This window comes from Allobosea sp. WAO (genome assembly GCF_001509835.1).
Classification (GTDB): domain Bacteria; phylum Pseudomonadota; class Alphaproteobacteria; order Rhizobiales; family Beijerinckiaceae; genus Allobosea.
Genome location: NZ_JXTJ01000003.1, coordinates 184,029 through 204,942, shown reverse-complemented (window position 1 = coordinate 204,942; position 20,914 = coordinate 184,029). Strand labels below are relative to the sequence as shown.

Annotated in this window: 23 protein-coding genes; 8 read left to right on the top strand and 15 right to left on the bottom strand. The window is 68.3% G+C overall.

All coding sequences use genetic code 11. The features are described 5' to 3' along the window. Window positions 1-3 precede the first annotated feature (3 nt). From DK26_RS02550 to DK26_RS02515, 8 genes are all read right to left on the bottom strand, one after another. Window positions 4-2,982: a formate dehydrogenase subunit alpha gene (locus DK26_RS02550; protein ID WP_066467985.1), complete on the bottom strand. Its 2,979-nt coding sequence runs from the start codon at window positions 2,980-2,982 to the stop codon at window positions 4-6. A 13-nt stretch (window positions 2,983-2,995) separates the two neighbouring features. Next, a complete protein-coding gene (locus DK26_RS02545; RefSeq protein WP_066468738.1) occupies window positions 2,996-3,190 on the bottom strand; it encodes a hypothetical protein in 195 nt (64 codons plus the stop codon). 26 nt (window positions 3,191-3,216) lie between these two features. Beyond that, a complete protein-coding gene (locus DK26_RS02540) occupies window positions 3,217-4,008 on the bottom strand; it encodes a Cro/CI family transcriptional regulator (RefSeq protein WP_066467983.1) in 792 nt (263 codons plus the stop codon). A 101-nt stretch (window positions 4,009-4,109) separates the two neighbouring features. After that, window positions 4,110-4,841 (bottom strand): DUF3306 domain-containing protein, encoded by a 732-nt coding sequence (locus DK26_RS02535; protein ID WP_066467981.1) that lies wholly within the window; start codon window positions 4,839-4,841, stop codon window positions 4,110-4,112. Continuing rightward, complete coding sequence (locus DK26_RS02530) at window positions 4,841-5,350, bottom strand: DUF3305 domain-containing protein (protein ID WP_066467979.1); 510 nt, start codon at window positions 5,348-5,350, stop codon at window positions 4,841-4,843. Before DK26_RS02530 ends, DK26_RS02535 begins: the two co-directional genes overlap by 1 nt. 10 nt (window positions 5,351-5,360) lie before the next feature. Beyond that, window positions 5,361-6,371 (bottom strand): DUF6352 family protein, encoded by a 1,011-nt coding sequence (locus DK26_RS02525; RefSeq protein WP_066467978.1) that lies wholly within the window; start codon window positions 6,369-6,371, stop codon window positions 5,361-5,363. Further along, the gene (locus DK26_RS02520) at window positions 6,368-6,922 is read right to left on the bottom strand and encodes a DUF6505 family protein (RefSeq protein ID WP_066467977.1); all 555 of its coding nucleotides are present in this window, start codon (window positions 6,920-6,922) and stop codon (window positions 6,368-6,370) included. Before DK26_RS02520 ends, DK26_RS02525 begins: the two co-directional genes overlap by 4 nt. A 52-nt stretch (window positions 6,923-6,974) precedes the next feature. Then, window positions 6,975-7,706 carry a biotin/lipoate--protein ligase family protein gene (locus DK26_RS02515; protein ID WP_248309846.1) on the bottom strand — a complete coding sequence of 244 codons (732 nt, stop codon included), beginning with the start codon at window positions 7,704-7,706 and terminating at the stop codon, window positions 6,975-6,977. Between the two features lie 142 nt (window positions 7,707-7,848). On the opposite strand from DK26_RS02515, the gene DK26_RS02510 reads away from it, so the two are divergent. Then, entirely contained in the window at window positions 7,849-9,888 is a 2,040-nt protein-coding gene (locus DK26_RS02510; protein ID WP_066467975.1) for a 4Fe-4S binding protein, read from the top strand. Between the two features lie 24 nt (window positions 9,889-9,912). Here the strand turns inward: DK26_RS02510 and DK26_RS02505 are convergent, their stop codons facing one another. Continuing rightward, a complete protein-coding gene (locus DK26_RS02505) occupies window positions 9,913-10,659 on the bottom strand; it encodes a nucleotidyltransferase domain-containing protein (protein WP_066467974.1) in 747 nt (248 codons plus the stop codon). A gap of 491 nt (window positions 10,660-11,150) precedes the next feature. Here DK26_RS02505 and minC point away from each other — a divergent pair, with 491 nt between their 5' ends. From minC to minE, 3 genes are read left to right on the top strand one after another with little or no spacing between them, the layout of a single operon-like run. Next, the gene (gene minC / locus DK26_RS02500; protein ID WP_066467973.1) at window positions 11,151-11,903 is read left to right on the top strand and encodes a septum site-determining protein MinC; all 753 of its coding nucleotides are present in this window, start codon (window positions 11,151-11,153) and stop codon (window positions 11,901-11,903) included. A gap of 34 nt (window positions 11,904-11,937) precedes the next feature. Beyond that, on the top strand, window positions 11,938-12,753 hold the full coding sequence (minD, locus tag DK26_RS02495) for a septum site-determining protein MinD (RefSeq protein WP_066467972.1): 816 nt from the start codon (window positions 11,938-11,940) through the stop codon (window positions 12,751-12,753). Continuing rightward, window positions 12,750-13,013 carry a cell division topological specificity factor MinE gene (minE, locus tag DK26_RS02490; RefSeq protein ID WP_066467971.1) on the top strand — a complete coding sequence of 88 codons (264 nt, stop codon included), beginning with the start codon at window positions 12,750-12,752 and terminating at the stop codon, window positions 13,011-13,013. The genes minD and minE overlap by 4 nt, the downstream gene beginning before the upstream one ends. 20 nt (window positions 13,014-13,033) lie before the next feature. On the opposite strand, the gene DK26_RS02485 is transcribed toward minE, so the two are convergent. Beyond that, the gene (locus DK26_RS02485) at window positions 13,034-14,311 is read right to left on the bottom strand and encodes a c-type cytochrome (protein WP_083532916.1); all 1,278 of its coding nucleotides are present in this window, start codon (window positions 14,309-14,311) and stop codon (window positions 13,034-13,036) included. A 136-nt stretch (window positions 14,312-14,447) separates the two neighbouring features. Here DK26_RS02485 and DK26_RS02480 point away from each other — a divergent pair, with 136 nt between their 5' ends. Beyond that, window positions 14,448-14,678, top strand: a complete 231-nt coding sequence (locus DK26_RS02480; RefSeq protein ID WP_066467968.1) for a sulfurtransferase TusA family protein — start codon at window positions 14,448-14,450, stop codon at window positions 14,676-14,678. 34 nt (window positions 14,679-14,712) lie between these two features. Then, complete coding sequence (locus DK26_RS02475) at window positions 14,713-15,837, top strand: Mrp/NBP35 family ATP-binding protein (RefSeq protein ID WP_066467966.1); 1,125 nt, start codon at window positions 14,713-14,715, stop codon at window positions 15,835-15,837. A gap of 9 nt (window positions 15,838-15,846) precedes the next feature. Here the strand turns inward: DK26_RS02475 and DK26_RS02470 are convergent, their stop codons facing one another. Next, entirely contained in the window at window positions 15,847-16,530 is a 684-nt protein-coding gene (locus DK26_RS02470) for an OmpA family protein (RefSeq protein WP_066467965.1), read from the bottom strand. A 205-nt stretch (window positions 16,531-16,735) separates the two neighbouring features. Between DK26_RS02470 and DK26_RS02465 the strand changes: the two genes are divergently transcribed. Beyond that, complete coding sequence (locus tag DK26_RS02465; protein WP_066467964.1) at window positions 16,736-17,155, top strand: hypothetical protein; 420 nt, start codon at window positions 16,736-16,738, stop codon at window positions 17,153-17,155. On the opposite strand, the gene DK26_RS29810 is transcribed toward DK26_RS02465, so the two are convergent. The 4 genes from DK26_RS29810 to DK26_RS02450 all read right to left on the bottom strand — a co-directional run bounded on the left by DK26_RS29810 (window position 17,145) and on the right by DK26_RS02450 (window position 19,414). Continuing rightward, window positions 17,145-17,267 carry a hypothetical protein gene (locus DK26_RS29810; RefSeq protein ID WP_282568020.1) on the bottom strand — a complete coding sequence of 41 codons (123 nt, stop codon included), beginning with the start codon at window positions 17,265-17,267 and terminating at the stop codon, window positions 17,145-17,147. The genes DK26_RS02465 and DK26_RS29810 overlap by 11 nt on opposite strands. A 71-nt stretch (window positions 17,268-17,338) precedes the next feature. After that, entirely contained in the window at window positions 17,339-17,983 is a 645-nt protein-coding gene (gene mobA, locus DK26_RS02460; RefSeq protein ID WP_066467963.1) for a molybdenum cofactor guanylyltransferase MobA, read from the bottom strand. Next, window positions 17,976-18,869: a formate dehydrogenase accessory sulfurtransferase FdhD gene (locus DK26_RS02455; RefSeq protein WP_066467962.1), complete on the bottom strand. Its 894-nt coding sequence runs from the start codon at window positions 18,867-18,869 to the stop codon at window positions 17,976-17,978. Before DK26_RS02455 ends, mobA begins: the two co-directional genes overlap by 8 nt. A 26-nt stretch (window positions 18,870-18,895) precedes the next feature. Further along, complete coding sequence (locus tag DK26_RS02450) at window positions 18,896-19,414, bottom strand: DUF2478 domain-containing protein (RefSeq protein ID WP_184231598.1); 519 nt, start codon at window positions 19,412-19,414, stop codon at window positions 18,896-18,898. 174 nt (window positions 19,415-19,588) lie between these two features. On the opposite strand from DK26_RS02450, the gene DK26_RS02445 reads away from it, so the two are divergent. Beyond that, entirely contained in the window at window positions 19,589-20,863 is a 1,275-nt protein-coding gene (locus tag DK26_RS02445; RefSeq protein ID WP_184231599.1) for a peptide ABC transporter permease, read from the top strand. Window positions 20,864-20,914 lie beyond the last annotated feature (51 nt).

Sequence of the window (20,914 nt, the reverse complement as noted above, 5' to 3'; positions counted from 1 at the left end):
TCCTCACGCCGCCGCGATCTGGCAAAGCGTAACCTTGCCTTCGTGCATGCCCGTCACCGGGTCGTAGCCATAGGTGGTGACCGTGTTGACGGACTCGCCGAGCACGATCGGGTCGGTGCCGGGCGGATAGTTCCCGCGCTGGTCGGCGCCCTGGAAGAAGCCGCCGAAGTGGAAGGGCATGAAGGCGACGCCCTTGCCGACACGGTCGGTGACCAGTGCCTTGACCCTGGCCTTCGAGCCGTTCTCCGGACCGGAGACCCAGACGAAGGCGCCATCCCGGATGCCGCGATCGCTGGCGTCGGCCGGGTTGATCTCGACGAACATGTCCTGCTGCAGCTCGGCCAGCCATTTGTTCGAGCGCGTCTCCTCGCCGCCGCCCTCGTATTCGACGAGGCGGCCCGAGGTGAGGACGATCGGGAAGGACTTGGCGATGCCCTTCTCGACCGCCGCCTTCTGGATCGAGGTGTGCAGGTTCGGGATGCGCAAGGTGCGCTCGTCGGGACGGGCCGGCCATTTCGCCACCAGATCGACGCGCGGCGAGTAGATCGGCTCGCGATGGGTCGGCACCGGGTCGGGCAGGTTCCAGGCATTCGCCCTCGCCTTGCCGTTGCCGTAGGGCACGCAGCCATGCTCCATCGCGACGCGCTGGATGCCACCGGAGAGGTCGGTCGACCAGCTGACGGCATCGATGTTGTTGCCGCCGATGCCGGTGATGACCTCGAGCTCGGCCGGGCTCAGGTCCTTGTCCCAGCCGAGCTTCTTCAGCACGCCCATGGTGAACTCGGGATAGCCGTCCTTGATCTCCGAGTTGAGCGAGAACGAGCCGCCCTCGGCCAGGAGCGTGTCATTGACCTTGCTGCCATCGGGCAAGGTGCGCTCGCGGGTCAGGCCGAAGCGCGGACGGAAGGTGCCGCCACCATCCCTGGCCTCCAGCGAGGTGTTGTAGAGGATGTGCGTGCCGGGGTGCTTGAACTCCGGCGTGCCCCAGCACGGCCAGGGCAGGCCGTAGAAGTCGTTCTCGACCGGCGAGCCCTTGGCGCCGCGCAATGTCACCAGGTCGAACTTGTCCTGGTTGGCCATGTGCAGCTTCAGCCGCTCCGGCGACTGGCCGGTATAGCCGGTCGACCAGCCACCCCGGTTGATCTCCTTGAGGATCGACTCGGCGGTCGGCTCAGGGCCGATCTTGCCCTGGACCATCTCATAAGGCTTGAACATAGCCTCGGCGAAGCCAAGCTTCTGCGAGAGCTTGTAGATGACCGCGTAGTCGCTGGCGGATTCGAAGATCGGCTCGACGACCTTCTCGCCCCATTGCAGCGAGCGGTTCGAGCAGGTGCGCGAGCCCGAGGTCTCGAACTGGGTGCAGATCGGCAGGACATAGGTGCCGTTCTTGCGGCCGCCCAGCGAAACGAAGTTGGTCGGGTGCGGATCGCAGACGACGAGGAGGTCGAGCTTCTCCAGCCCCTTCACCGCATCGGGCATGCGCGGGATCGTGTTGCCGCCATGGCCCATGACGAACATGGCCTTGAGGTTGTCCATCTGGTCGACCTGCTCGGCCGGCAGATTGGCCGCGTCGAACCAGCGGGTCGAGGTGTGGCCGGAGGTCTCCATATTGGCCTTGCGCGTGCGCGCCGGCCGGCCGCCCTTGGCCGGAACCTCGTCGAAGCGGGAGACGAAGTAGTCGTAATCGACGTTCCAGACCCGGGCCCAATGACGCCAGGCGCCCTCGACCAGCCCGTAATAGCAAGGCAGGTTCGAGACATCGAGGCCGAAGTCGGTGGCGCCCTGCACGTTGCAGTGGCCGCGGAAGATGTTGGCGCCGGTGCCGCTGGAACCGACATTGCCGGTCGCGAGCAGGAGGTTGCAGATGGCGCGCACGTTCGCCGTGCCGACCGAATGCTGGGTGACGCCCATGCACCAGACGAAGGTGGCGGGCTTGACCGTCGCGAAGGTCTGCGCAGCGCGCTTCATCTGCTCGGCGGGAACGCCGGTGATGTCCTCGACGGTCTTCGGATCGTATTTCTCGACCTCCTTTCGGACGTCGTCCATGCCGTGCACGCGGCTGGCGAGGAAGGCCTTATCCTCCCAGCCGTTCTGGAAGATGTGCCACATCAGCCCCCAGATCACCGCGATATCGGTGCCGGAGCGGAAGCGGACATAGTCGGTGGCGTGCGCCGCGGTACGGGTGAAGCGCGGATCGAAGACGATGACGTTGGCGCGCTGCGTCTCCTTGCCGGCCAGGATGTGCTGCATCGAGACCGGATGCGCCTCGGCGGCGTTCGAGCCCATGAAGAGCACGGTCTTCGAATTGCGGATGTCGTTGTAGGAGTTGGTCATGGCGCCGTAGCCCCAGGTGTTCGCGACGCCCGCGACCGTGGTCGAGTGGCAGATGCGCGCCTGGTGATCGACGTTGTTGGTGCCCCAGAAGGCCGCGAACTTGCGGAACAGGTAGGAGCCTTCGTTGGAGAACTTGGCCGAGCCGAGCAGATAGACGGAATCCGCGCCGGACTTGGCCCGGATCTCCATCATCTTGTCGCCGATCTCGCTGACCGCCTGATCCCAGGACAGGCGCTGCCATTTCCCGTCGACCAGCTTCATCGGATACTTGATGCGCCGGTCGCCATGGACGAGCTCGCGCACCGAGGCGCCCTTGGCGCAGTGCGTGCCGCGGTTGATCGGGCTTTCCCAGGCCGGCTCCTGGCCGACCCAGACGCCGTTGGCGACTTCGGCCTTGACCGTGCAGCCAACCGAGCAATGGGTGCAGACGTTCTTGACGATCTTGGTGCCGGTCGCCGGGCCGGGGCTCGCGGCCTCGGCCTTGCGGACGGCACCGATCTGCAAGGTACCGGCAGCCGCGACGCCACCCGCGACGAGGCCGGAACGGCGCAGGAAGGAGCGGCGGTCCATCACCCCGGCGGCGAGGCCACCGAGAGCGGACTGGAGACGGCCGCGCTGGACATCGGCGGATTTGCGCTTGATCAGCATGACGCCAGCCTCCTCAGTAGCGGTTGGTGCGGTAGTAGTTCTTGACGTGGTCGGTCTCGCGATAGCGAGACTTCGTCTCTTCCTTGCCAGGGTCGACGGCAGCGGCCGGCGTCACGGCGACGGGCGCGACAGCCGCAGTGGCGCCAGCACCGAGCGCCTTGAAGAAGTTGCGGCGGTCGAGCCCCGTTTCCTTGCTCTTTTGCGACATCGTCGTCTCCTCCGCGCCGGGCTTCATCATGCGGGCAGGCTCGCGGCCTGCGTCTCGATCGAAAGGTAGAGGCTGCCGACCCGGCCGACAGCGCGGTAGAAACGCGCCGTCCTGGCAACCTCGAGATCAGCGAAAAAGCGCTCGCCCCAGGGCTGGATGTGGCGCTCGAAGAAGGAGCGCTCATCGACGCCCTCGCCGGCGGCCTCGCCGCGGATCAGCTGCGCCTGGATATCCATCAGCACGGCGATGTGGTCCTCCGGCTCGCCGGCTCGCTCGTCGCGGGCGAGACCGAGCCGGCCCATATCCTCGCGCACCTGCGCCAGCGGGCGCTCATGCAGGAAGCCGGTCATGTAGTAGGAGGCATAGGGCAGGAGCTCGCCGCGGCCGACGCCGATGAAGAGCTCAAAGAACTCGTCGCGCACCGCCTCCGGCGTCGTCTCTCCTGCGGCTTCAGCCAGAGCGAGATGGGCCATGCCCAGCGGCGAAGCGTCGCCGCGCAGGCCCTGCAGCGCCGCCAGCGTTTCGGCCGTCGGCGCGCGCCAGAGCAAGGCACCGATCAGCTCGCATTCATTGGCCCGGGCCGCATCGATCTCGTCTAGCTCAGGAACGTCCTTCGGGACGATGATCGGCTCTTGCGGATAAAGGTCGGGCCGAAGCTCGCCGCGCGGGACGCCTGTGCTGGCTTCGACCGAGAGCACCCGGTCGGCCGGAACGCGCTTCCAGCTCGAGATCGCCGGCTGCGAGACTCCGAGCGCACGCGCCAGGGCTCTCACCCCGCCTGCCGCTCCGATTGCCCGTTCAAGAGCCTGATCCCGCATGGACGATGCCACCTCCCCTGCTCGCGCGTCTTCAGGCGCGTTCGAGCGCCGGTGATAATGCTCCCTTATCACCGCAGATTTCAATTGTTCTCAACTGAAACTTAGAGCGGCGTCGCTCCGCCACCGCGTCGGCGCGGCCGGGCCGAAGGTGGCTGCGACCAGGGCTCATCCCGCACCGCAATAGAAACCTCTGTCGTTGGCGAGGGCAGTTCGGAGGCATTTTCTGCAGTTTTTATCGTTTCCGGCGCATCACTGCGGCGAACGGGCAGAGGCTGCTGCGACGGCTCGGTCTCTTCCTGCTGCAGCGCACCCAGAGCTTCAGCCTCGCCCTCATTAGACGAAAGTCGACCATCTGCGGCAACATCACGCACCGCCGCTGGATCGGAAACAGCCGCTTCGGCTGGCGGCTCGGGCTGCTTGCCGAAGATGTTGGCGATCATCTCCTCGACATTGTCGGAGGCCGAGAGCGGACCGTAGCCCGGCGCGCCGCCCGGCGTGTTCCAGTCGAGCGCGTAGTCGCGCGCCGGGTCGAGATAGCCCGAGATCGCCGGATCGCTCTCCCAGGCGCGGCGCAGCGCGGCGCGCTTCCAGCTCTCGGGAACGTTCTGCTTAAGCCAATGGGCGAGGTCGAAATCCTTGTCGACCAGATCGAGCGCGGGCGGCTCGACCATTTCGGGCTCGGCCTCACGCGGCAAGGCGGGGTCCGGCGCGGCCTTCGGCGCCGGCTGCGGCGCAACCGATGGCGCTGCCTGCTCGATGGCGGCGGCGCGCTTGCGGCGCGACCAGCGGCCGAGGAAGCCATCATCGCCGTCATCCTCGCCGCGGGCGGACATCAGTCCCCTCCGCGTTCGAGGCCGGGACGCGGCCGGGGGCCACCCTTGCGCGGGTCATGCTCGGAGCGCTTGCGCTTGACGAATTCGCGCTCGACATGGTGCTCCTCGAAGAAGGCCAGCACCAGCCGGGCGATCGCCGCCGGCATCGGCACGGCTTCGACGACATCGTCGACATTCTCGCAGAAGACCTCGCCCTCGAACGGGTCGGCGGTGACGCCAACCATTTCGAGCGCCGGCTCGATCCCGGTAGGCCGGACCGAGACCCAGAGCTTGGCCTGGCCGCTCTCGAAATTCTCGCGGAAATGCGCGGTGTCGACCGAGTGCAGCGTCAATGTCGCCGGGCCGAGATAGAATTGCTGTCGCTCCGGCGTGCCGGTGAGCTTCGCCCAGGGCGCGAGGTCCGGCGGCTCGGGTAGCACCGCGATCGGCGCCCAGGCATGGTCGGCCCAGGGCGAGTCGATGGAGCGGCGCTCCACGACGATGCCGACCTCATGGTAAAGCTGGGTCATCGCCGCCTCCTCAGTTCGCCATCTCGTGCTCGGCCAGGGGCAGGCCGACGACGAGATTCTGCGGCTTCAGGCGCAGCACCTTGTCCTGCCCCATCGCCGCCAGCAGATAGACCGGCCGCCCCTTCGCCGCCGGCACGACCGGGATCTCGGCCGGCAGGTCGAGCCGGTAGAGCGCGATCAGCCGCGACGCCGATTCCGGCTCCAGGCTCTCGCCCCGCCAGAGCGCATTGCCGACCGCCGTCGCCTGCGCATCGAGGCCGACGAACCAGCGCCAATCGGCATCCTTGACGCTTTCGACCGCCTCGATCGCGACGTCGAAGCCGTGGATCTGGCGGATCCAGTGGCGCAGGGCCTGGCCGAGTGCGGCGCGTCCCGAAGGCTTGCCGCCGAGATCGAGCACCATGTCGAAGGCGTCCGAACGCTGCCAGTATTGCGCCGAATTGGCGCTTTTGAGGAGATCGAGCGCGGTCGCAGCCGGCCCGCCCAGCATGGCGAGCAGCGGCGAGGCGTGCCGGTCGGCCTCATGCCCCTCGATCATCTCGGCATCGGCCAGGAGGATGGTGTTCTCGTGGAAGGTGACGCGCTGCGGCCGGAACAGGCACTCGGCGGCCCGGACCACGAAAGGATCGTCCTCCTCGTCGAGCGCAGCGCGCAGGATGACGTGCACGAGCTGGTCGAGAAACAGCGGCGGCACGCCCGAAACACCCTTGCGAACGATGCCGGCATAGGCGGCTTCCAGCGTCGGCGCCGCCAGCAGCCGGTCGCGCCAGCCGAGCAGGAAGCGCCAGTTCTCGCGTGCATCGGCATCGGCGAGGGCCGCAATCTCGCGCTCGCCGACATCCGCCTGTGGCGAAGCCATCAACCTGGCGTGCAGCATCCGCTCGGCATCGCAAGCCTCCTCCGGCGGAAGCACTTCCGGCCGCGCCAGATAGGCTTTCAGGAAATCATCGGTGACCACGAGGCCGCCGCCCGGCTCGCGATCGAGCAGGAGATGGCCTGAGCTCGCCCAGAAATGCGTCATGGCGTGCCGCCCTTACCGAGATTCATCAGGTCGACCCGCTCGACGACCTCGTCCTCGCCCTCCACCTCGACGAACTCGAAGGCCCGGAAGGCGTCCTTCGGCCGGTCGTCGCGCGGTAGCAGGACCCGGAAGCGCTCGCGGATCGCGCCATCCTCCAGCGTCCTGTGCAAGGCGAGGAGCGTCTGGGCGGGATGATCGCAGAGCGAGGCGGCAAAGGCGAGTTCCTCGCCGGCCGCAGCCCGTGCGGCAGGAAGATCGGGAGCGCCGAGCCTCTCGACGAAGCGCCCGGCGAGCAGCGCCAAGGCCTGGTCATATTCCTCCGCCGTCGCTTCCGTGACGACCGCGAGCGTGCTCCAGCCGAAACTGTCGATCCCGAGGAAGCCGGAGCGGAAGGCGGCGCGGCCCTTGGCATCGAGCTCGGCGACACGCTGCGGATCGAACAGAAAAGAGCCGCTGACGAGCCATTCGCCGGGCCCGGCGGCGCGGCGGAAGACGAAACCGTCGGAAGGATCGAGCCTGATCGCCCGCGGCAGCTTGAGAGGCGCGCTCACGACGAAACCCTCATCTTGAGGAGCGAACACGAGGCCTCGCGGCCATTGCCCGTCACAGCTTCGGTGCTCCGTTCTCGCGGTCCAGCCAGTCGACCCTGGCCAGCGCCTCGACGAGGCCCTTGCGCTCGTCGCCATGCTGCGAGGTCGCGACCAGATCGCCATTGGGCTCGATGCCGTGGCGCACGCCGGTCACCTTCTCCAGCCGGTCGAGCCAGCGGCGGACCGCCGGCTTCGCCCCCTCCTCCTGCCAGCGGCTGACGCCGAGCATGAGATGGCGCGCAAAGGCCTCGATCAGGTCTACAGCATCGACCTCCTCGAAGCCCTCCTCGGCCATGCCGACGCCGGTCTGCCCGGGTTGGAAGGGCGACATGGTGGTGGCGCGGACCATGGCGCCGAAGACGAGCCAGTCCGGCACATGGTTTTCGGGACAATCGGCCGGCCAGGCCAGCCGCCCGCCACCGATCAGGCCGAGATCATAGGTCAGCGCGTCGGGCCAGCGGAACAGCACTGGGCGCTCTGGCGGCGAATAGATGGCAAGCGCGTCGGCGAGGGCGTTCATCGCGAGGTAGTGGGCGAGCCGCGCCTCGGCGAGAATCGCATCGGGCTCCAGCACCACCGCGAATTCGATGATGTCGAAACGTCGCACCCAGACCAAGGTCGCAGCACCCGCCTCGGCGGCGATCGTCTGGGCATGGCCGAAGGCGTCGCCGGATTCGCGCAGCGTTACCAGCGAAAACCCCGGCGGAAGCACCGGTTCGCGCCTGAGATCGTCCGACCTAGCCACCCCTGCCGCCATCTCCTCCGCACTCCCGCGACCCGTTCGAAGCGGGCTTGCTTCTTTGGAGTCGTTCCAATTCCATATAAGCATGGATTATCGCAAGGGCGACGAAAGACGCGCTCGCCAGCCTTTGAGGACAACGCGCCCAATGACCGAAGTCGCACGCACGCTGATGGTCTGCTCCTGCGAGGACACGATGCCCCTCGACGGTGCCGCCCTGCAGCGCGGCTGCAAGGGCGCCGGCATCAGCCAGCACCGACATCTCTGCCGCAGCCAGATCGAGCGTTTCCAGGAGATGCTCGCCAAGAGCGAGGCGATCACCGTCGCCTGCACGCAGGAAGCGCCGTTGTTCGAGGAGGTGGCGGCCGATCTCGACTACGCGGGAGACCTCGTCTTCGCCAATATCCGCGAAAGTGCCGGCTGGTCGACCGAGGCCAGGGCCGCGGGTCCGAAGATGGCGGCGCTGCTGGCCGCCGCGAGCGAGCCGATGCCGCCGGCCAGCTTCACCACGCTCGCCAGCAAGGGCGTGGCGTTGGTCTATGGCCGCGACGAAAGCGCGATCGCCCTGGCGCAGCGCCTCGCCGAACATCTCGACGTCACCGTGCTCCTGACCAGGCCGGGCGAGATCGCGCCGCCCCGGCTCGACGGCTTCCCGGTGCTGAAGGGCACGATCGGACGCGCCACAGGCTGGCTCGGCGCCTTCGAGCTCAGCGTCGACGACTATGCCGCGCCTGCCCCATCCTCGCGGGCCAAGCTCGTCTTCGAAGCGCCGCGCAACGGCGCGGTCTCGCATTGCGACATCGTCATCGACATCAGCGGCGGCACGCCGCTCTTCCCCGCCGGAGACCTGCGCGCCGGCTATCTGCGCGCCGACCCGCGCGATCCCGCCGCGGTCGAGCGCCTCGCCTTCGCGGCGACGCAGCTCGTCGGCGAATTCGACAAGCCGCGCTATGTCGCGTTGAATGAAGGGCTCTGCGCCCATTCGCGCGCCAGCCGGACCGGCTGTACGCGCTGCCTCGAGCTCTGCCCGACCGGCGCGATCACCCCGGCCGGCGACCATGTCGCGATTTCCGCCGAGATCTGCGCCGGCTGCGGTGCCTGCGCCGCAGTCTGCCCGACCGGCGCGGTGACCTATGCCCTGCCGCCGACCGACGCGCTGCTGCGCAAGCTGCGGACCTTGCTCGTCACCTATGCCGAGGCGGGCGGGCATGAGCCCGTCGTGCTGCTGCATGACGCCGATCACGGCGAGCCGCTGATCGACGCGCTGGCGCGCCATGGCGACGGCCTGCCGGCGCGCGTCCTGCCGCTGCGCGTCAACGAGGTCACCCAGATCGGCATGGAGACCTTCGCGGCCGCGCTCGCCTTCGGCGCGGCGGCGGCGCGCGTGCTCGGACGGGCGAAGCCGAAGCACGACCTTTCCGGTCTCACGCGCAATCTCGACTACGCCAATGCGCTCGCCGGTGCGCTGGGCTTCGGCGAGGCCCGCGCCGCCCTGATCGAGACCGACGATCCCGAGGCGCTCGCTGCGGCGCTGACGCGGGTCGCGCCGGGCCGGACGGCGCCGATCCCGGCGCGCTTCCGGCCGATGGGCGACGGGCGCCCGCTGCTGCACCAGATCGTCGGCGAATTGCACGCGGCGGCGCCCGAGCAGGTCGGCAGCGTGGCGATGCCGGCCCGCGCCCCCTTCGGCACGGTCAATCTCGACGCCGATGGCTGCACGCTCTGCCTCGCCTGCGTCTCCGCCTGCCCGGTCGGGGCGCTCGGCGACGATCCCGAGCGGCCGACGCTGAGCTTCCAGGAGGACCTTTGCGTGCAATGCGGGCTCTGCGCCGCGACCTGCCCGGAAAAGGTGATCACGCTCGAACCGCGCATCGACTTCGACGCCTGGAAGTCCGGCCGCCGCGTCCTCAAGCAGGAGGAGCCGTTTCACTGCATCGCCTGCGGCAAGGCCTTCGGGGTCAAGAGCACAATCGAGAAGATCGCCGCCAAGCTGGAGAACCGGCACTGGATGTTCGCCGGCGAAGGCGCCAAGCGCGCCTCGATCCTGCGCATGTGCGAGGATTGCCGGGTCGAGGTCGTGGTCAATGAGAGCTTCGACCCGCATCTGGCGCCGCAGCGCCCGCCGGTCCGGACCACCGACGATTATCTGCGCGAACGCGCCGAACGCGGCGAGGACCCGCTGCAGTAGCCGACCCGCGCCGCCTGCAACGCATCAGGCGCGCCAGGCGGGAGACGCGGCCCGGCAATCGCCGTCGAAGAGCCGACCGCCATGCGGCGCCATCTCCTCTTCGGCCAGCGCCATGACGAGGTCGCTGGCTCCCGACCGGAACAGGGCGCGAAAGGCCTCGTCGAAGCGCTCGGCGAGGCCGGCATCGGCCGCCGCGAGCAGCCGCGGCGCCCATTTCCCCGTGCCATTCCAACGGCCCCGGCCGCGCAAGGCAAGCTCCACCAGCCGGGGATGCAGCACGGCGCCGATCGCCATGATCTCGCTTGGGCTGCGTTTGCCGCGAAGATCGTCGACCGCGTCGGTGATCTCGTAGCGGAGCACATTGAGCCGGCCCGGAGCCAAGGGCGGCGGCCCCTCGGCCAACCGCCGCGCGACGTCGCGCTGCACAGCCTCGGCGCGCTCCTGAGCGCTCCCGATGATCGCCCCCTCAGCCACCATGTTGAGAATGCTCGGGCAGCCGCGCGCCACATCGGCATCGACGAACCAGGCCAGCGTTTCCGGATCGTGCACGAAGGCTTCGATCGGCACGCCATCGACTATGAAGGATTCTCGCCTAGCGGCTTCCAGATGGTCGTAGATCACCACGAGATCGATGTCGGAAAGCCAGGTCCCCTCCCCGCGCATGATCGACCCCGCCGCGAAGGCGAAAGCGGCGTCCGGATAGCGCGAGGCAAGCACCGTCTTCGCAATGGCCAGTGCCTCGGGCGGTGTGGGGCAGTTCGAAACCATCATGTACTCCGATCGAGCCCCGGTGATAGCCGCTGTTCGCGCGAATGTCCGCCTGCGGCTTAGAGACGACGCGTGGCGGACTACCTTCCACTTCCATCAGGCTCGGTATCGGCAATTTCCGATACCGCAGCCGGCCGGAGCGATTCGAGGAGGTCGCTGCTGATTCCGGCCTGCCTTGGGCTGCACCGATTCACGCCGACCGTGCCCCGAGTAAGCTCGACCGAGATCGACGAAAGCTCACGCAAGCCGCTGCAAATGCTTGCCCGCGCAGCACGATTGCGCGCTCACTGAGCACCGGCCCAAGGAAGCGTCCGGGGGAGGCGGCCCGGAGCATTTCAACAGGGCGGCAAGCCATTCTTATCATACTGATAAGAAATGCTTTTCTGCTCTAAGGCGCGATCTCTGGCGAGCGCCTCCCGATAGGTCAGCCCGAAAAGCTTTACCGCTTGTTAACCATTCCCTGGCTACATCCGGGAAACGCAAAATTAACCAAGATGACCAACGTGTTAACCCAATCTCGGCCGATACGCCTCAAGGGGCGGTCCTATCTCGCGCTGACGCTGAACCCGGAGCTTCCCTTCGAGGATTGGCTGGCGCGGCTCGACGATCTCGCCGGCCGTTCCGCCGGGTTCTTCCTGCGGCGCCCGGTGGTGCTCGATCTCGAAGGGCTCGAGATCGATCGCCAGCAGCTTCGCGAGCTGGTCGCCCAGCTTTCGACGCGCAAGGTGCGGATCATGGGCATCGAGGGCGCGCGGCCGTCCTGGCTGAGCCCGGACCTGCCGCCGGCGATGTCGGGCGGGCGCGAGGCATCGGATTTCGAGGCCCCGACCGCCGAGCCGGTCCAGGAAACCGCGGTGGCGGAAAGCGCGGAACCCGCAGAGGCCGGGGCTCCCGCCGAGCCGCAGCCCGTGAAGGCGACGCCCTCCATCGTCATCACCCAGCCGGTGCGCTCGGGGCAGTCGATCATTTTCACCGAGGGGGACGTGACCATCGTCGGCTCGGTCGCGTCGGGCGCCGAGGTCATAGCCGGCGGCTCGATCCACATCTACGGCACGCTCCGCGGACGGGCGATGGCCGGCACGATGGGCAACGCCTCGGCGCGCATCTTCTGCCGCAAGCTCGAGGCGGAGCTCGTCGCGATCGACGGCTACTACAAGACGGCCGAGGACCTGGAGGCCGACCTCCACGGCAAGACCGTCCAGTTCTGGCTGGAAGGCGAGACATTCAAGGTCGGATCACTCGCCTGAAATGACGGCGCGTCCACATCAACGGGAGAGGTCAATGGGCAAGGTCATCGTAGTCACATCGGGCAAAGGCGGCGTCGGGAAGACGACGTCCTCCGCCGCACTCGGCGCCGCCCTCGCGCAGAACGGCGACAAGGTCGTGGTGGTGGACTTCGACGTCGGCCTGCGCAATCTCGACCTCGTCATGGGTGCCGAGCGGCGCGTGGTCTACGACCTCGTCAACGTGATCCAGGGCGAAGCCAAGCTGGCCCAGGCGCTGATCCGCGACAAGCGAGTCGAGACGCTCTACCTGCTCGCGGCCTCGCAGACGCGCGACAAGGACAATCTCACCCAGGAAGGCGTCGAGAAGGTCATCGCCGCGCTGAAATCCGCCTTCGACTGGGTGATCTGCGACAGCCCAGCCGGCATCGAGCGGGGCGCTACCCTCGCCATGCGCCATGCCGACGTCGCCATCGTCGTCACCAACCCGGAAGTCTCCTCGGTGCGCGATTCCGACCGCATCATCGGCCTGCTCGATTCCAAGACGCTCAAGGCCGAGAATGGCGAGCGCATGGAGAAGCACCTGCTGCTCACCCGCTACGACCCCGTCCGGGCCGAGCGCGGCGACATGCTGAAGGTCGACGACGTCCTCGAGATCCTCTCCATCCCGCTGCTCGGCATCATCCCCGAGAGCATGGACGTGCTGCGCGCCTCCAATGTCGGCTCGCCCGTCACCCTGGCCGATAATCGCAGCGCCCCGGCGATCGCCTATTTCGAAGCGGCCCGCCGCCTCAAGGGCGAGACCCTGCCGATCGCCGTTCCCGGCGAAAAGCGCAGCTTCTTCGGCAAGATCTTCGGAAGGAAAGCGGCATGAACTTCCGTCGCCTGTTTTCCCGCTCCCAGTCGGCCCCTGCCGCGCGCGATCGGCTGCAGGTGCTGCTCGCCCATGAACGCGCCACAGTCGGCGGTTCGGACCTCGTCACCAAGCTGCGCGAGGAGATCCTGCGCGTCATCGCCAAGCATGTGCAGATCGATGACGAGAAGGTCACCGTCAAGATGGAGCGCGGCGCGAAGGTCTCGACCCTCGCCGTCGACATCGAGATCCCGTTCGACGCGGGCAAGAAGGCGGCCTGAGGGCCGCCTTTTCTTTTGGCTCAGCGCGTGACCTTCTCGAGCCAGTCGACCAGCGCCTGCCGGTCAGCCGCCGAGCCGATGGTCTGCTCCGGCATCTTGGTGCCGGGCGTGTAGGCATTGGGACCGACCTCGAACAGTTTTGACACCGTCTCCTTGCTCCAGACGATGTCCATGTCCTTCAGCGCCGCCGAGAAGGCATAGCCCGGAGCGGTGGCGATGCGGCGGCCGAAGATGCCGTGCAGTGTCGGCCCGGCCCGGTTGCCATCGACAGGGGTCAGCGTGTGACAAGCGGCGCAGGCGCGGAAGACCTCGGCTCCGCGCTCGCCCTTGAAGGCCGCGAGCGTGTCCTCCCCGGCCCGCGGCACGACCGTGCCGATATGCTCGCCTGTCACCGCGTTCCAGCGCCTGACCAGCCGGTCGGCCCCACCGGAGAGAAGCTCGCGCCCATCGGGCAGGAAGGCGAGCGACCAGACCGGCAGCCCCGGCCCGATCAAGGTGGCGCGGATCGCCCGTGTCCGGCGCTCGACCAGCGCGACCTGGCCGCGCAGCCCGCCGACCGCGATCGTCGCGCCATCCGCGGAGATGGCGAGCGCGATCAGCGGCGTCTCGCCGATGACGATCTCGGCCCGCGCCGCGCCGTCCGGTCCGAAAAGGCGCAGGCGGCCATCGGCGGCGGCGACGGCGATCTCGCCATCGGGCGCGACGACGACGCCGTTGAGTGGCGCCGGCACGGTCACGACGACAGGCACGCCGCCATCGGCCGGCCAGATCCGCAGCGTCGCGTCATAGCCCGAGGAGACGATCCCGCCGCCCGGCAGGAAGGCGACGCCGTTGAGCGGCCCCTTGTGACCTTCGAGCACCCGCACTGCGCCATCGGCGAGCGAGGTGATCCGCACCGTCTCGTCCCAGGAGGCGGAAGCGAGCAGCGCTGCGTCAGGCGAAAGCGCCAGCGCCGCAACCGGCCCCTTATGCCCGTTGAAGACCTTCGCCGGCTCGGCGGCGGCGCCCTGCCAGAGCGCGACCTTGCCGTCCTCGCCGCCGGTCGCGAAACCTCGCCCTGCGATCGCCACCGCGGCATTGATCGCACCCTGATGGAAGCGCAGCACCTTTTCGGCGCTGCCGCTGGCGAGGTTCCAGAGAATCGCCGACTGGTCGAAGGAGCCGGTCAGCGCCTGCCTGCCATCGGCCGAGACGGCGACGGCCCGCACCGGGCCGCCATGGCCGCGCAGTTCCTGCGCGGGGGCGCTGGCAGGCAGGAGGGCAAGCAATCCGAAAAGGGCGGTCCAAAGCGTTCTCATGCTGCGATCATGTCGCAGCTTGCGGCCTTGGCAAGGCATGTCCCGCACGCAGCCACAGCGGAGAGATAAACCGCCGCAGTTGCCCCCGCGCAAAAAGCCGTCATATGAAATGCATCGTTTTCGACAGGCTGCGCCGATGACCTCGATCCCGCTCAATCTGCGGGGCCTCAAATGCCCCCTCCCCGCTCTGCGCGTGCGCAAGGCGCTGAAAGGGGCCGAGCCCGGCGCGCTTTTCCTGGTCGAATGCACCGACCCGATGGCGGCGATCGACATCCCGAACCTGATGCGCGAGACCGGCGACACCATCGAGCAAAGCAGCGCCGAGGACGGCCTGCTCGTCTTCCATATCCGCAAGGCCGCGGCCTGACGCCGCCAGCCTGCAGCAACCGGAGCCCGCAACCGTGGTCCTCTCCAGAAACGACATTCTGCGCGCGCTCGAACTGGTGAAGCTGCCGGCGAGCGGGCAATCGCTCGCCGCATCAGGCCGGATCGGCGATGTGCTGATCGACGACGGCAAGGTGATCTTCGCCATCGGCATCGACGCGACCGAGGCAGCGGCGATGGAGCCCGTGCGCAAGGCTGCAGAAAGCGCGGTGAGCGGCCTGCCGGGTGTGCGGCAGGTGCTCGTCGGCCTGACCGCCGACAAGGCGCCCTCGGCTTCGGCATCGGCTGCGACGCAGGCACGCCGCCAGGCGCAGGCCGGGCCGGGCGGCGCCGTGCCGAAGGCCGCCGGTGTACCCGGCGTCAAGCAGATAATTGCCGTCGCCAGCGGCAAGGGCGGCGTCGGCAAGTCGACGACCACCGCCAATCTCGCTGTGGCGCTGGCGACGCTCGGCCTCAAGGTCGGCGTGCTCGATGCCGACATTTACGGCCCCTCGGTTCCGAAGATCTTCGGCATCTCCGGCAAGCCGCGGCTGGTCTCGGGCCGGACGCTGGCACCGATGGAGGCCTATGGGCTGAAGATAATGTCGATCGGCTTCCTGATCGACGAGGAAACGCCGATGATCTGGCGCGGGCCGATGGTGATCTCGGCGATCACCCAGATGCTGCGCGAGGTCGCCTGGGGCGAGCTCGACGTGCTCGTCGTCGACATGCCGCCAGGCACCGGCGACGCCCAGCTCACCATGGCCCAGCAGACCCCGCTCGCCGGTGCCGTGATCGTCTCGACGCCGCAGGATCTCGCTCTGCTCGATGCCCGCCGCGGCGTCGCCATGTTCAGGAAGGTCGAGGTGCCGATCCTCGGCATCGTCGAGAATATGAGCTATTTCGTCTGTCCGGAATGCGGCCATCGCTCCGACATCTTCGCCCATGGCGGGGCGCGACACGAGGCGGAGCGGCAAGGCGTGCCCTTCCTCGGCGAGATCCCGCTGGCGATGCCGATCCGCGAGACCTCCGATGGCGGTCGCCCGATCGTCGCGAGCGACCCGGACAGCGCCCATGCCAAGGCCTATCTCGCGATCGCGCGGCAGGTCCGGGATGGGCTGAGCGGGCCGGTGCGGGCGGCACCACGCATCGTCATCGAGTAGGCGCAGCGGTCACTGCGACCGCGTCACCAGCACCTCGACGCGCTGGTTGCGGGCGCGGCCATCGGCCGTGGTATTGGCGGCAATCGGCTCGCTACCACCGCGACCATCGGCGCCGAGGCGGGTCTTGTCGCTCAGGCCTTTGCGTAGCCAGTCGGCGACAGCCACCGCCCGCGCCGCCGAAAGCGCCTGATTGTCCTTGAACTTGCTGCCTCGGGGCGGAGCGCGATCATCGGTATGGCCGACGACGCGGACAATGCCCGGTTCTCGCTCCAGGATCGCGGCGAGGCGTTGTCCCAGTGTGGCGAAACCGGGAAGCAGATCGGCGCGGCCCGGCTCGAAGCTAAGTGGGCCAGCGATGCGGATCGCTACGAAGCCGCCGAAGCGGTCGACGGTGAGCAGACCGCCGGCGATCTCCGCGGCGAGCTCCGCCCTGATCCCTTGCAATTGATTCGGCCGCGGCGCGGAGGCCGGCGCGAGCGAGCGCACAGGGGTGGATTGGGAGGTAAGGGCCGGCGCCTCGGACGGGTGAAGGAGTGCGGCTGGCGGCGGAACCGTCTGGGGCACCGGCACCGGGAAGAAGAGGTCCAGCAGCCAGAGCGTCAGCGCCGCCACGAGCAGTACGCCGGCGGTCAGCGCCGCGCCGTAGCCGGCGATCCGGACGATCTTCCTCGAGGCGTCGGCAGTGTCGCTCATCGGGCCAGCCTTCGCTCTCCTTCCCCGTTACCGCTCCCGGCCGCGGCCATGCGCGTTGCACGGGTCTAGCCTGCGGCGAATCCGGCGGAGCGAACCGGACCATGCCGCCGCGCGGCATGCAAGTTCCCAGCGGCGCGCCTCTGGCAACGTAAGGTCAAACCCACCAACGTTCACTATATGTTCCATCGAAAAAGGAAAAGTATCCATGACTGTCCAGCCGGCGCGCCATATCGGCATCGGCATCGCATGCCCCTTCGCGGAGGCCTACGAGTTCCTGGCGGAGCCGGCCAATTTTCCGCAATGGGCGTCAGGGCTAGGCCATTCCTTCGAGCCCGCGGGCGGGCTCGACTGGCGGGCGCAGACGCCGATGGGGCCGATGACGCTGCGCTTCAGCGCCCGCAACGCGCATGGCGTGCTCGACCACAGCGTCATCCCCGACAATGGCGCGCCGATGCACAACCCGATGCGCCTCCTCGCCAATGGCGAGGGCTGCGAACTGGTGTTCACGCTCTATCGGCGCGGTGGCGTGACGGATGAAGAGTATGAGCGCGACGCGGCCTGGGTCGCGCATGATCTTGCCAGGTTGAAGGCCCTGCTGGAGGGCCGCTGCGGCCTCAGAGCCTGACGCCGCTGGTCGCGAAGGCCACCTCGACGGGGCGCTGGAAATTGGCGAGCACGAGGCTGGCCGCATAGGCGGCCGTGACGGCGAAAATGACGGCGATAACGAAGGACTTCATGCTGTTTCCCCCAAATAGCATGCCGATAGGCAGAGCTTATTGCAGGAAGCTAGTCACTCCGTCGGAGGCGATCAAGCCGCGCCCAGCAGGACATGAAGTCGCTCCGCCTCGGCGAGGTCCTCCGGGCGGTTGGCATTGAAGAACGGGTCGACCGGCTCGGTCGCCCATTCGGCACTGGCGATGCCGTGGCGGGCGGTCCAGCGGTCGATCTTGCGCTCATCCTCGACGGTCAGCGCATGGCGCAACTTAGCGCGCAGCGAGACCGGCCAGAGCCCGATCACCGGATGAGTCCAGCCGCCCGAAGCGGCACAAGCGAGCGGCACCCCCGCGGCAAGGCGCACGGCGTGCAGGCGCGCGACGAGATCGCGCGGGATGAAAGGCGTGTCGGCGGCGACGCTGACCATCCAATCGACGCCCGGACGGTTCTCCGCCAGCCAGTCGAGGCCGGCGAGGATGCCGGCGAGCGGCCCGGCGAAATCCGGCACGCTGTCGCCGGCGACCGGCAAGCTGTAATCGGCAAAGCGCGCCGGGTCGCCATTGGCGTTGATCAGCAGCCCGTCGCATTGCGGCGCCAGGCGCTCGATCACATGGGCGAGGATGGTGCGACCGGCGATGGTGCGCAGCGGCTTGTCGCCGCCGCCCATGCGACGGGCGAGCCCGCCCGCCAGCAGCAGGCCGAGCGTCCCCGGCCGCGCTTCATCTGCCGGCTCAGTCATCGCCGCCGGCTCCCTTGCGACGGTGCTTGCCGCCCTCGTCCTCGACGCTTTCCGGGTCCTGATCGAAGACGATGCGATCCTCGCCCGAGAGCGCAATGAAGCGCTTGCCGCGTGCGCGACCGATCAGGGTCAATCCCGCCTTGCGGGCGAGCTCGACGCCCCATTCGGTGAAGCCCGAGCGCGACACCAGGATCGGAATGCCCATGCGCACCGTCTTGATCACCATTTCCGAAGTCAGGCGGCCGGTGGTGTAGAAGATCATGCTGCCGGGATCGACATCGTGACGGAACAGCCAGCCCGCGACCTTGTCGACGGCATTGTGGCGGCCGACATCCTCCATATAGACCAAGGGCTTGTCCTGCTCGCAGAGCACGCAGCCATGGATCGCGCCGGCCTCAAGATAGAGCGAAGGCGTGGTGTTGATCTTGCGGGTCAGCGCATAGAGCCAGCTGGTGCGGAGTTCCGCCTTCGGCAGCTCGATCTCGTCGATCGCCTCCATCAGGTCGCCGAAGGCGGTACCCTGGGCGCAGCCGGAGGTCAGCGTCTTCTTCTTCAGCTTCTGCTCGAAATCGGTGCGCTCGGGCGTGCGCACCACAACGACCTCGAGCTCCTCGTCATAGTCGACCGCCTCGACGAGATCGCCGCGCTTCAGCATGTTCTGGTTGAGCAGATAGCCGAGCGCCAGATAGTCGGGATGGTCGCCGATCGTCATCATGGTGACGATCTCCTGGGCGTTCAGATAGAGCGTCAGCGCCCGCTCGGTGACGACCCGGGTTTCGACCGCAGCTCCTGTCTGGTCGATGCCGCGCACGGTGGCGCCGAGCCGTGCCGCCGCCGGGTCCGGGCGGACGAGATAGTCGTCGAGGAAATCGCCACCGGTCGGCAAGGTTGCTCTAAGCTCCGCGCAGGCGATCAGGCGGGCTGGCGCAGGCAGGACAGCGCCCAGCCCTCGATGGCGGCACGTTCCGGCGGCAGGCGCTGCCAGGCCTCGCCGACGAACTCGGCCCAGGCACCCAGCATGTCCTCGCGAACCGCGGTCAGGAGCGGCAGCCCGCTGAGGAAACCGGCCGCGATTTCGGCGCGCAGGCCCTGGCCGAGCGCTTCCTGCTTGCCGAACTTGTTGATGATCAAGAGATCGACGGTTCCGTCGATAGCGCTCGCCACCGCGCCGCCCGCAGCGGCGAGCCCGGCAGCATCGAGCCGGCAACCGGTCGCTCCCGCACCACGGTCCTCGCTGATCGCGAAGATCCGACCCGACGCGAGATCCTCCAGCGCCATGGCGGCACAACCGCGCTGGCAATCATCCTGATTGTGCTGGACCACGCCACCGAGCCGCACGGCCTCCTGCCGGAGGCGGCCGGCGACCTCCGCCATCAACTCGTCGATGGGGAAGCCGGAGGCATAGACGATCGCGGCGAGTGGAGCGCTCATGTCTCCCTTCATCTCATGGAATACCGGTTGCGGCCAGTGGGCTTTCGCCGCACCCGGCAACGCTTCCGCAACGAGATGCCGCGCCAGTGTTGCGCCGCACCTACAGCCGCCGGCCCCGGTAGGCGCTAGGGTGGCGAGGGCTGGCGCCGGCGATCCCTCCGGAGAAGCGGCCTCGTGCCCGAACGCGTACCATCGATGATCCGCCCGAACGCCCCGACCCCGCTCGACCCTGCTGCCTCCTCGGCGCTGCTGCTGCGCCGCATCGGCTTTGCGACACTGGCGCTCGCCTTGCCGCTGGCCTCGCTGGTCTCGCGCCGCGCCGCGGTGGTGCTGGCACCGATCGGCGTCGTGCTGCTGGTGATCGCCGCGTTGATCGAGAACCCTTCCGAGTTCGGCGACAACCTCAAGAGCTCGCTCTCCGGCTTCGCCGGCTTGACGCTGCTGGCGCTCGTAGCCTGGGCGGTGCTGTCGCTGGTCTGGAGCCCCTATACCGGCTCGGCCAGCGAAAAGGCCGCCAATCTCTTCCTCGCCGTCGTGCTCGGCTTTGCCGGCGCCGCGGCCCTGCCCGAGCGAATGCGCGCCTCGAACCTGAACCTCGCGGCGCTGGGTACCGGCCTCGCCGCCCTGCTGGCGCTCGGCCTGCTGTTGACCGAGGCGCTGACCCCGGCCGGCTCGCGCGCCGCCAACGAGGCCGGCAGCGTCGAGCGCGGCGTCAGTGTCGTCCTGATCATGTCCTGGCCGGCACTGGCCTGGCTCCTGTCGCGCGAGCGTGGGCTGACGGCGCTCGGGCTTGCCCTCGTCGTCGGCCTCCTGGCGCTGACACGCTTCGAGGACGGAGAAGCGGCAGCGATGCTGTTCGGCGCCATCGCCTTCGGCGTGGTCAGCGCCAACAGGCGCTTCGGTGCGAGGCTGGTCGGCGGCGTCTGCGCCGGGCTGATGCTGCTGGCACCGCTCTTGCCCTTCCTGCTGGCGCCGCTCCTGCGGCTGTCGCCGAACGCCTTCAGCACGGTTGCCGTCGGGCTCGACATCTGGGCCGACATCATTTCGAGCCGGCCGATTCAGCTGATCACCGGTCACGGGCTCGACACCGTGCTGCGCGGGCGCATTACCGGCGCCCTGCCGCTCGAAGTGCCGACCACGATCCTGTTCGAGACCTGGTACGAACTCGGCCTCGTCGGAGCGACGACCGCGGCGCTCGCCCTTTATTTCGCGATCAGCGCCGCCGGGCGCATGCCGGGCGCGCTGGCTGCTGGCGGCGTCGCCGCCTATGCCACCGCCTTCTCGTTGGCGGCGCTCGGCTTCGCCTCGTTCCAGACCTGGTGGCTGATGACGCTGACCGCCGTCGCCCTGCTCTTCACCGCGATCGCGCGCGGCCAGTACCGGACTGAGCGGCCGGTCGCGCCGCTAAGCCGGCGGCCGAAGGCGCCGACCCTTCCTGCAGGGCAGTAGGTCGCAGCAGCGTCATTCCGGAGCAGGCCGCAGGCCTGAGTCTGGAGCCCA

Excerpts from the sequence above, each read along its gene's own strand:
- DK26_RS02510 (WP_066467975.1), top strand. The coding sequence starts at position 7,849 with ATGACCGAAGTCGCACGCACGCTGATGGTCTGCTCCTGCGAGGACACG.
- DK26_RS02535 (WP_066467981.1), bottom strand. The coding sequence starts at position 4,841 with ATGTCCGCCCGCGGCGAGGATGACGGCGATGATGGCTTCCTCGGCCGC.
- minC (WP_066467973.1), top strand. The coding sequence starts at position 11,151 with ATGACCAACGTGTTAACCCAATCTCGGCCGATACGCCTCAAGGGGCGG.
- DK26_RS02550 (WP_066467985.1), bottom strand. The coding sequence starts at position 2,982 with ATGCTGATCAAGCGCAAATCCGCCGATGTCCAGCGCGGCCGTCTCCAG.
- DK26_RS02540 (WP_066467983.1), bottom strand. The coding sequence starts at position 4,008 with ATGCGGGATCAGGCTCTTGAACGGGCAATCGGAGCGGCAGGCGGGGTG.
- DK26_RS02530 (WP_066467979.1), bottom strand. The coding sequence starts at position 5,350 with ATGACCCAGCTTTACCATGAGGTCGGCATCGTCGTGGAGCGCCGCTCC.
- DK26_RS02450 (WP_184231598.1), bottom strand. The coding sequence starts at position 19,414 with ATGAGCGCTCCACTCGCCGCGATCGTCTATGCCTCCGGCTTCCCCATC.
- DK26_RS02480 (WP_066467968.1), top strand. The coding sequence starts at position 14,448 with ATGACCTCGATCCCGCTCAATCTGCGGGGCCTCAAATGCCCCCTCCCC.
- DK26_RS02465 (WP_066467964.1), top strand. The coding sequence starts at position 16,736 with ATGACTGTCCAGCCGGCGCGCCATATCGGCATCGGCATCGCATGCCCC.
- DK26_RS02485 (WP_083532916.1), bottom strand. The coding sequence starts at position 14,311 with ATGAGAACGCTTTGGACCGCCCTTTTCGGATTGCTTGCCCTCCTGCCT.
- DK26_RS02545 (WP_066468738.1), bottom strand. The coding sequence starts at position 3,190 with ATGTCGCAAAAGAGCAAGGAAACGGGGCTCGACCGCCGCAACTTCTTC.
- minE (WP_066467971.1), top strand. The coding sequence starts at position 12,750 with ATGAACTTCCGTCGCCTGTTTTCCCGCTCCCAGTCGGCCCCTGCCGCG.
- minD (WP_066467972.1), top strand. The coding sequence starts at position 11,938 with ATGGGCAAGGTCATCGTAGTCACATCGGGCAAAGGCGGCGTCGGGAAG.
- DK26_RS02470 (WP_066467965.1), bottom strand. The coding sequence starts at position 16,530 with ATGAGCGACACTGCCGACGCCTCGAGGAAGATCGTCCGGATCGCCGGC.
- DK26_RS02525 (WP_066467978.1), bottom strand. The coding sequence starts at position 6,371 with ATGACGCATTTCTGGGCGAGCTCAGGCCATCTCCTGCTCGATCGCGAG.
- DK26_RS02505 (WP_066467974.1), bottom strand. The coding sequence starts at position 10,659 with ATGATGGTTTCGAACTGCCCCACACCGCCCGAGGCACTGGCCATTGCG.
- DK26_RS29810 (WP_282568020.1), bottom strand. The coding sequence starts at position 17,267 with ATGAAGTCCTTCGTTATCGCCGTCATTTTCGCCGTCACGGCCGCCTAT.
- mobA (WP_066467963.1), bottom strand. The coding sequence starts at position 17,983 with ATGACTGAGCCGGCAGATGAAGCGCGGCCGGGGACGCTCGGCCTGCTG.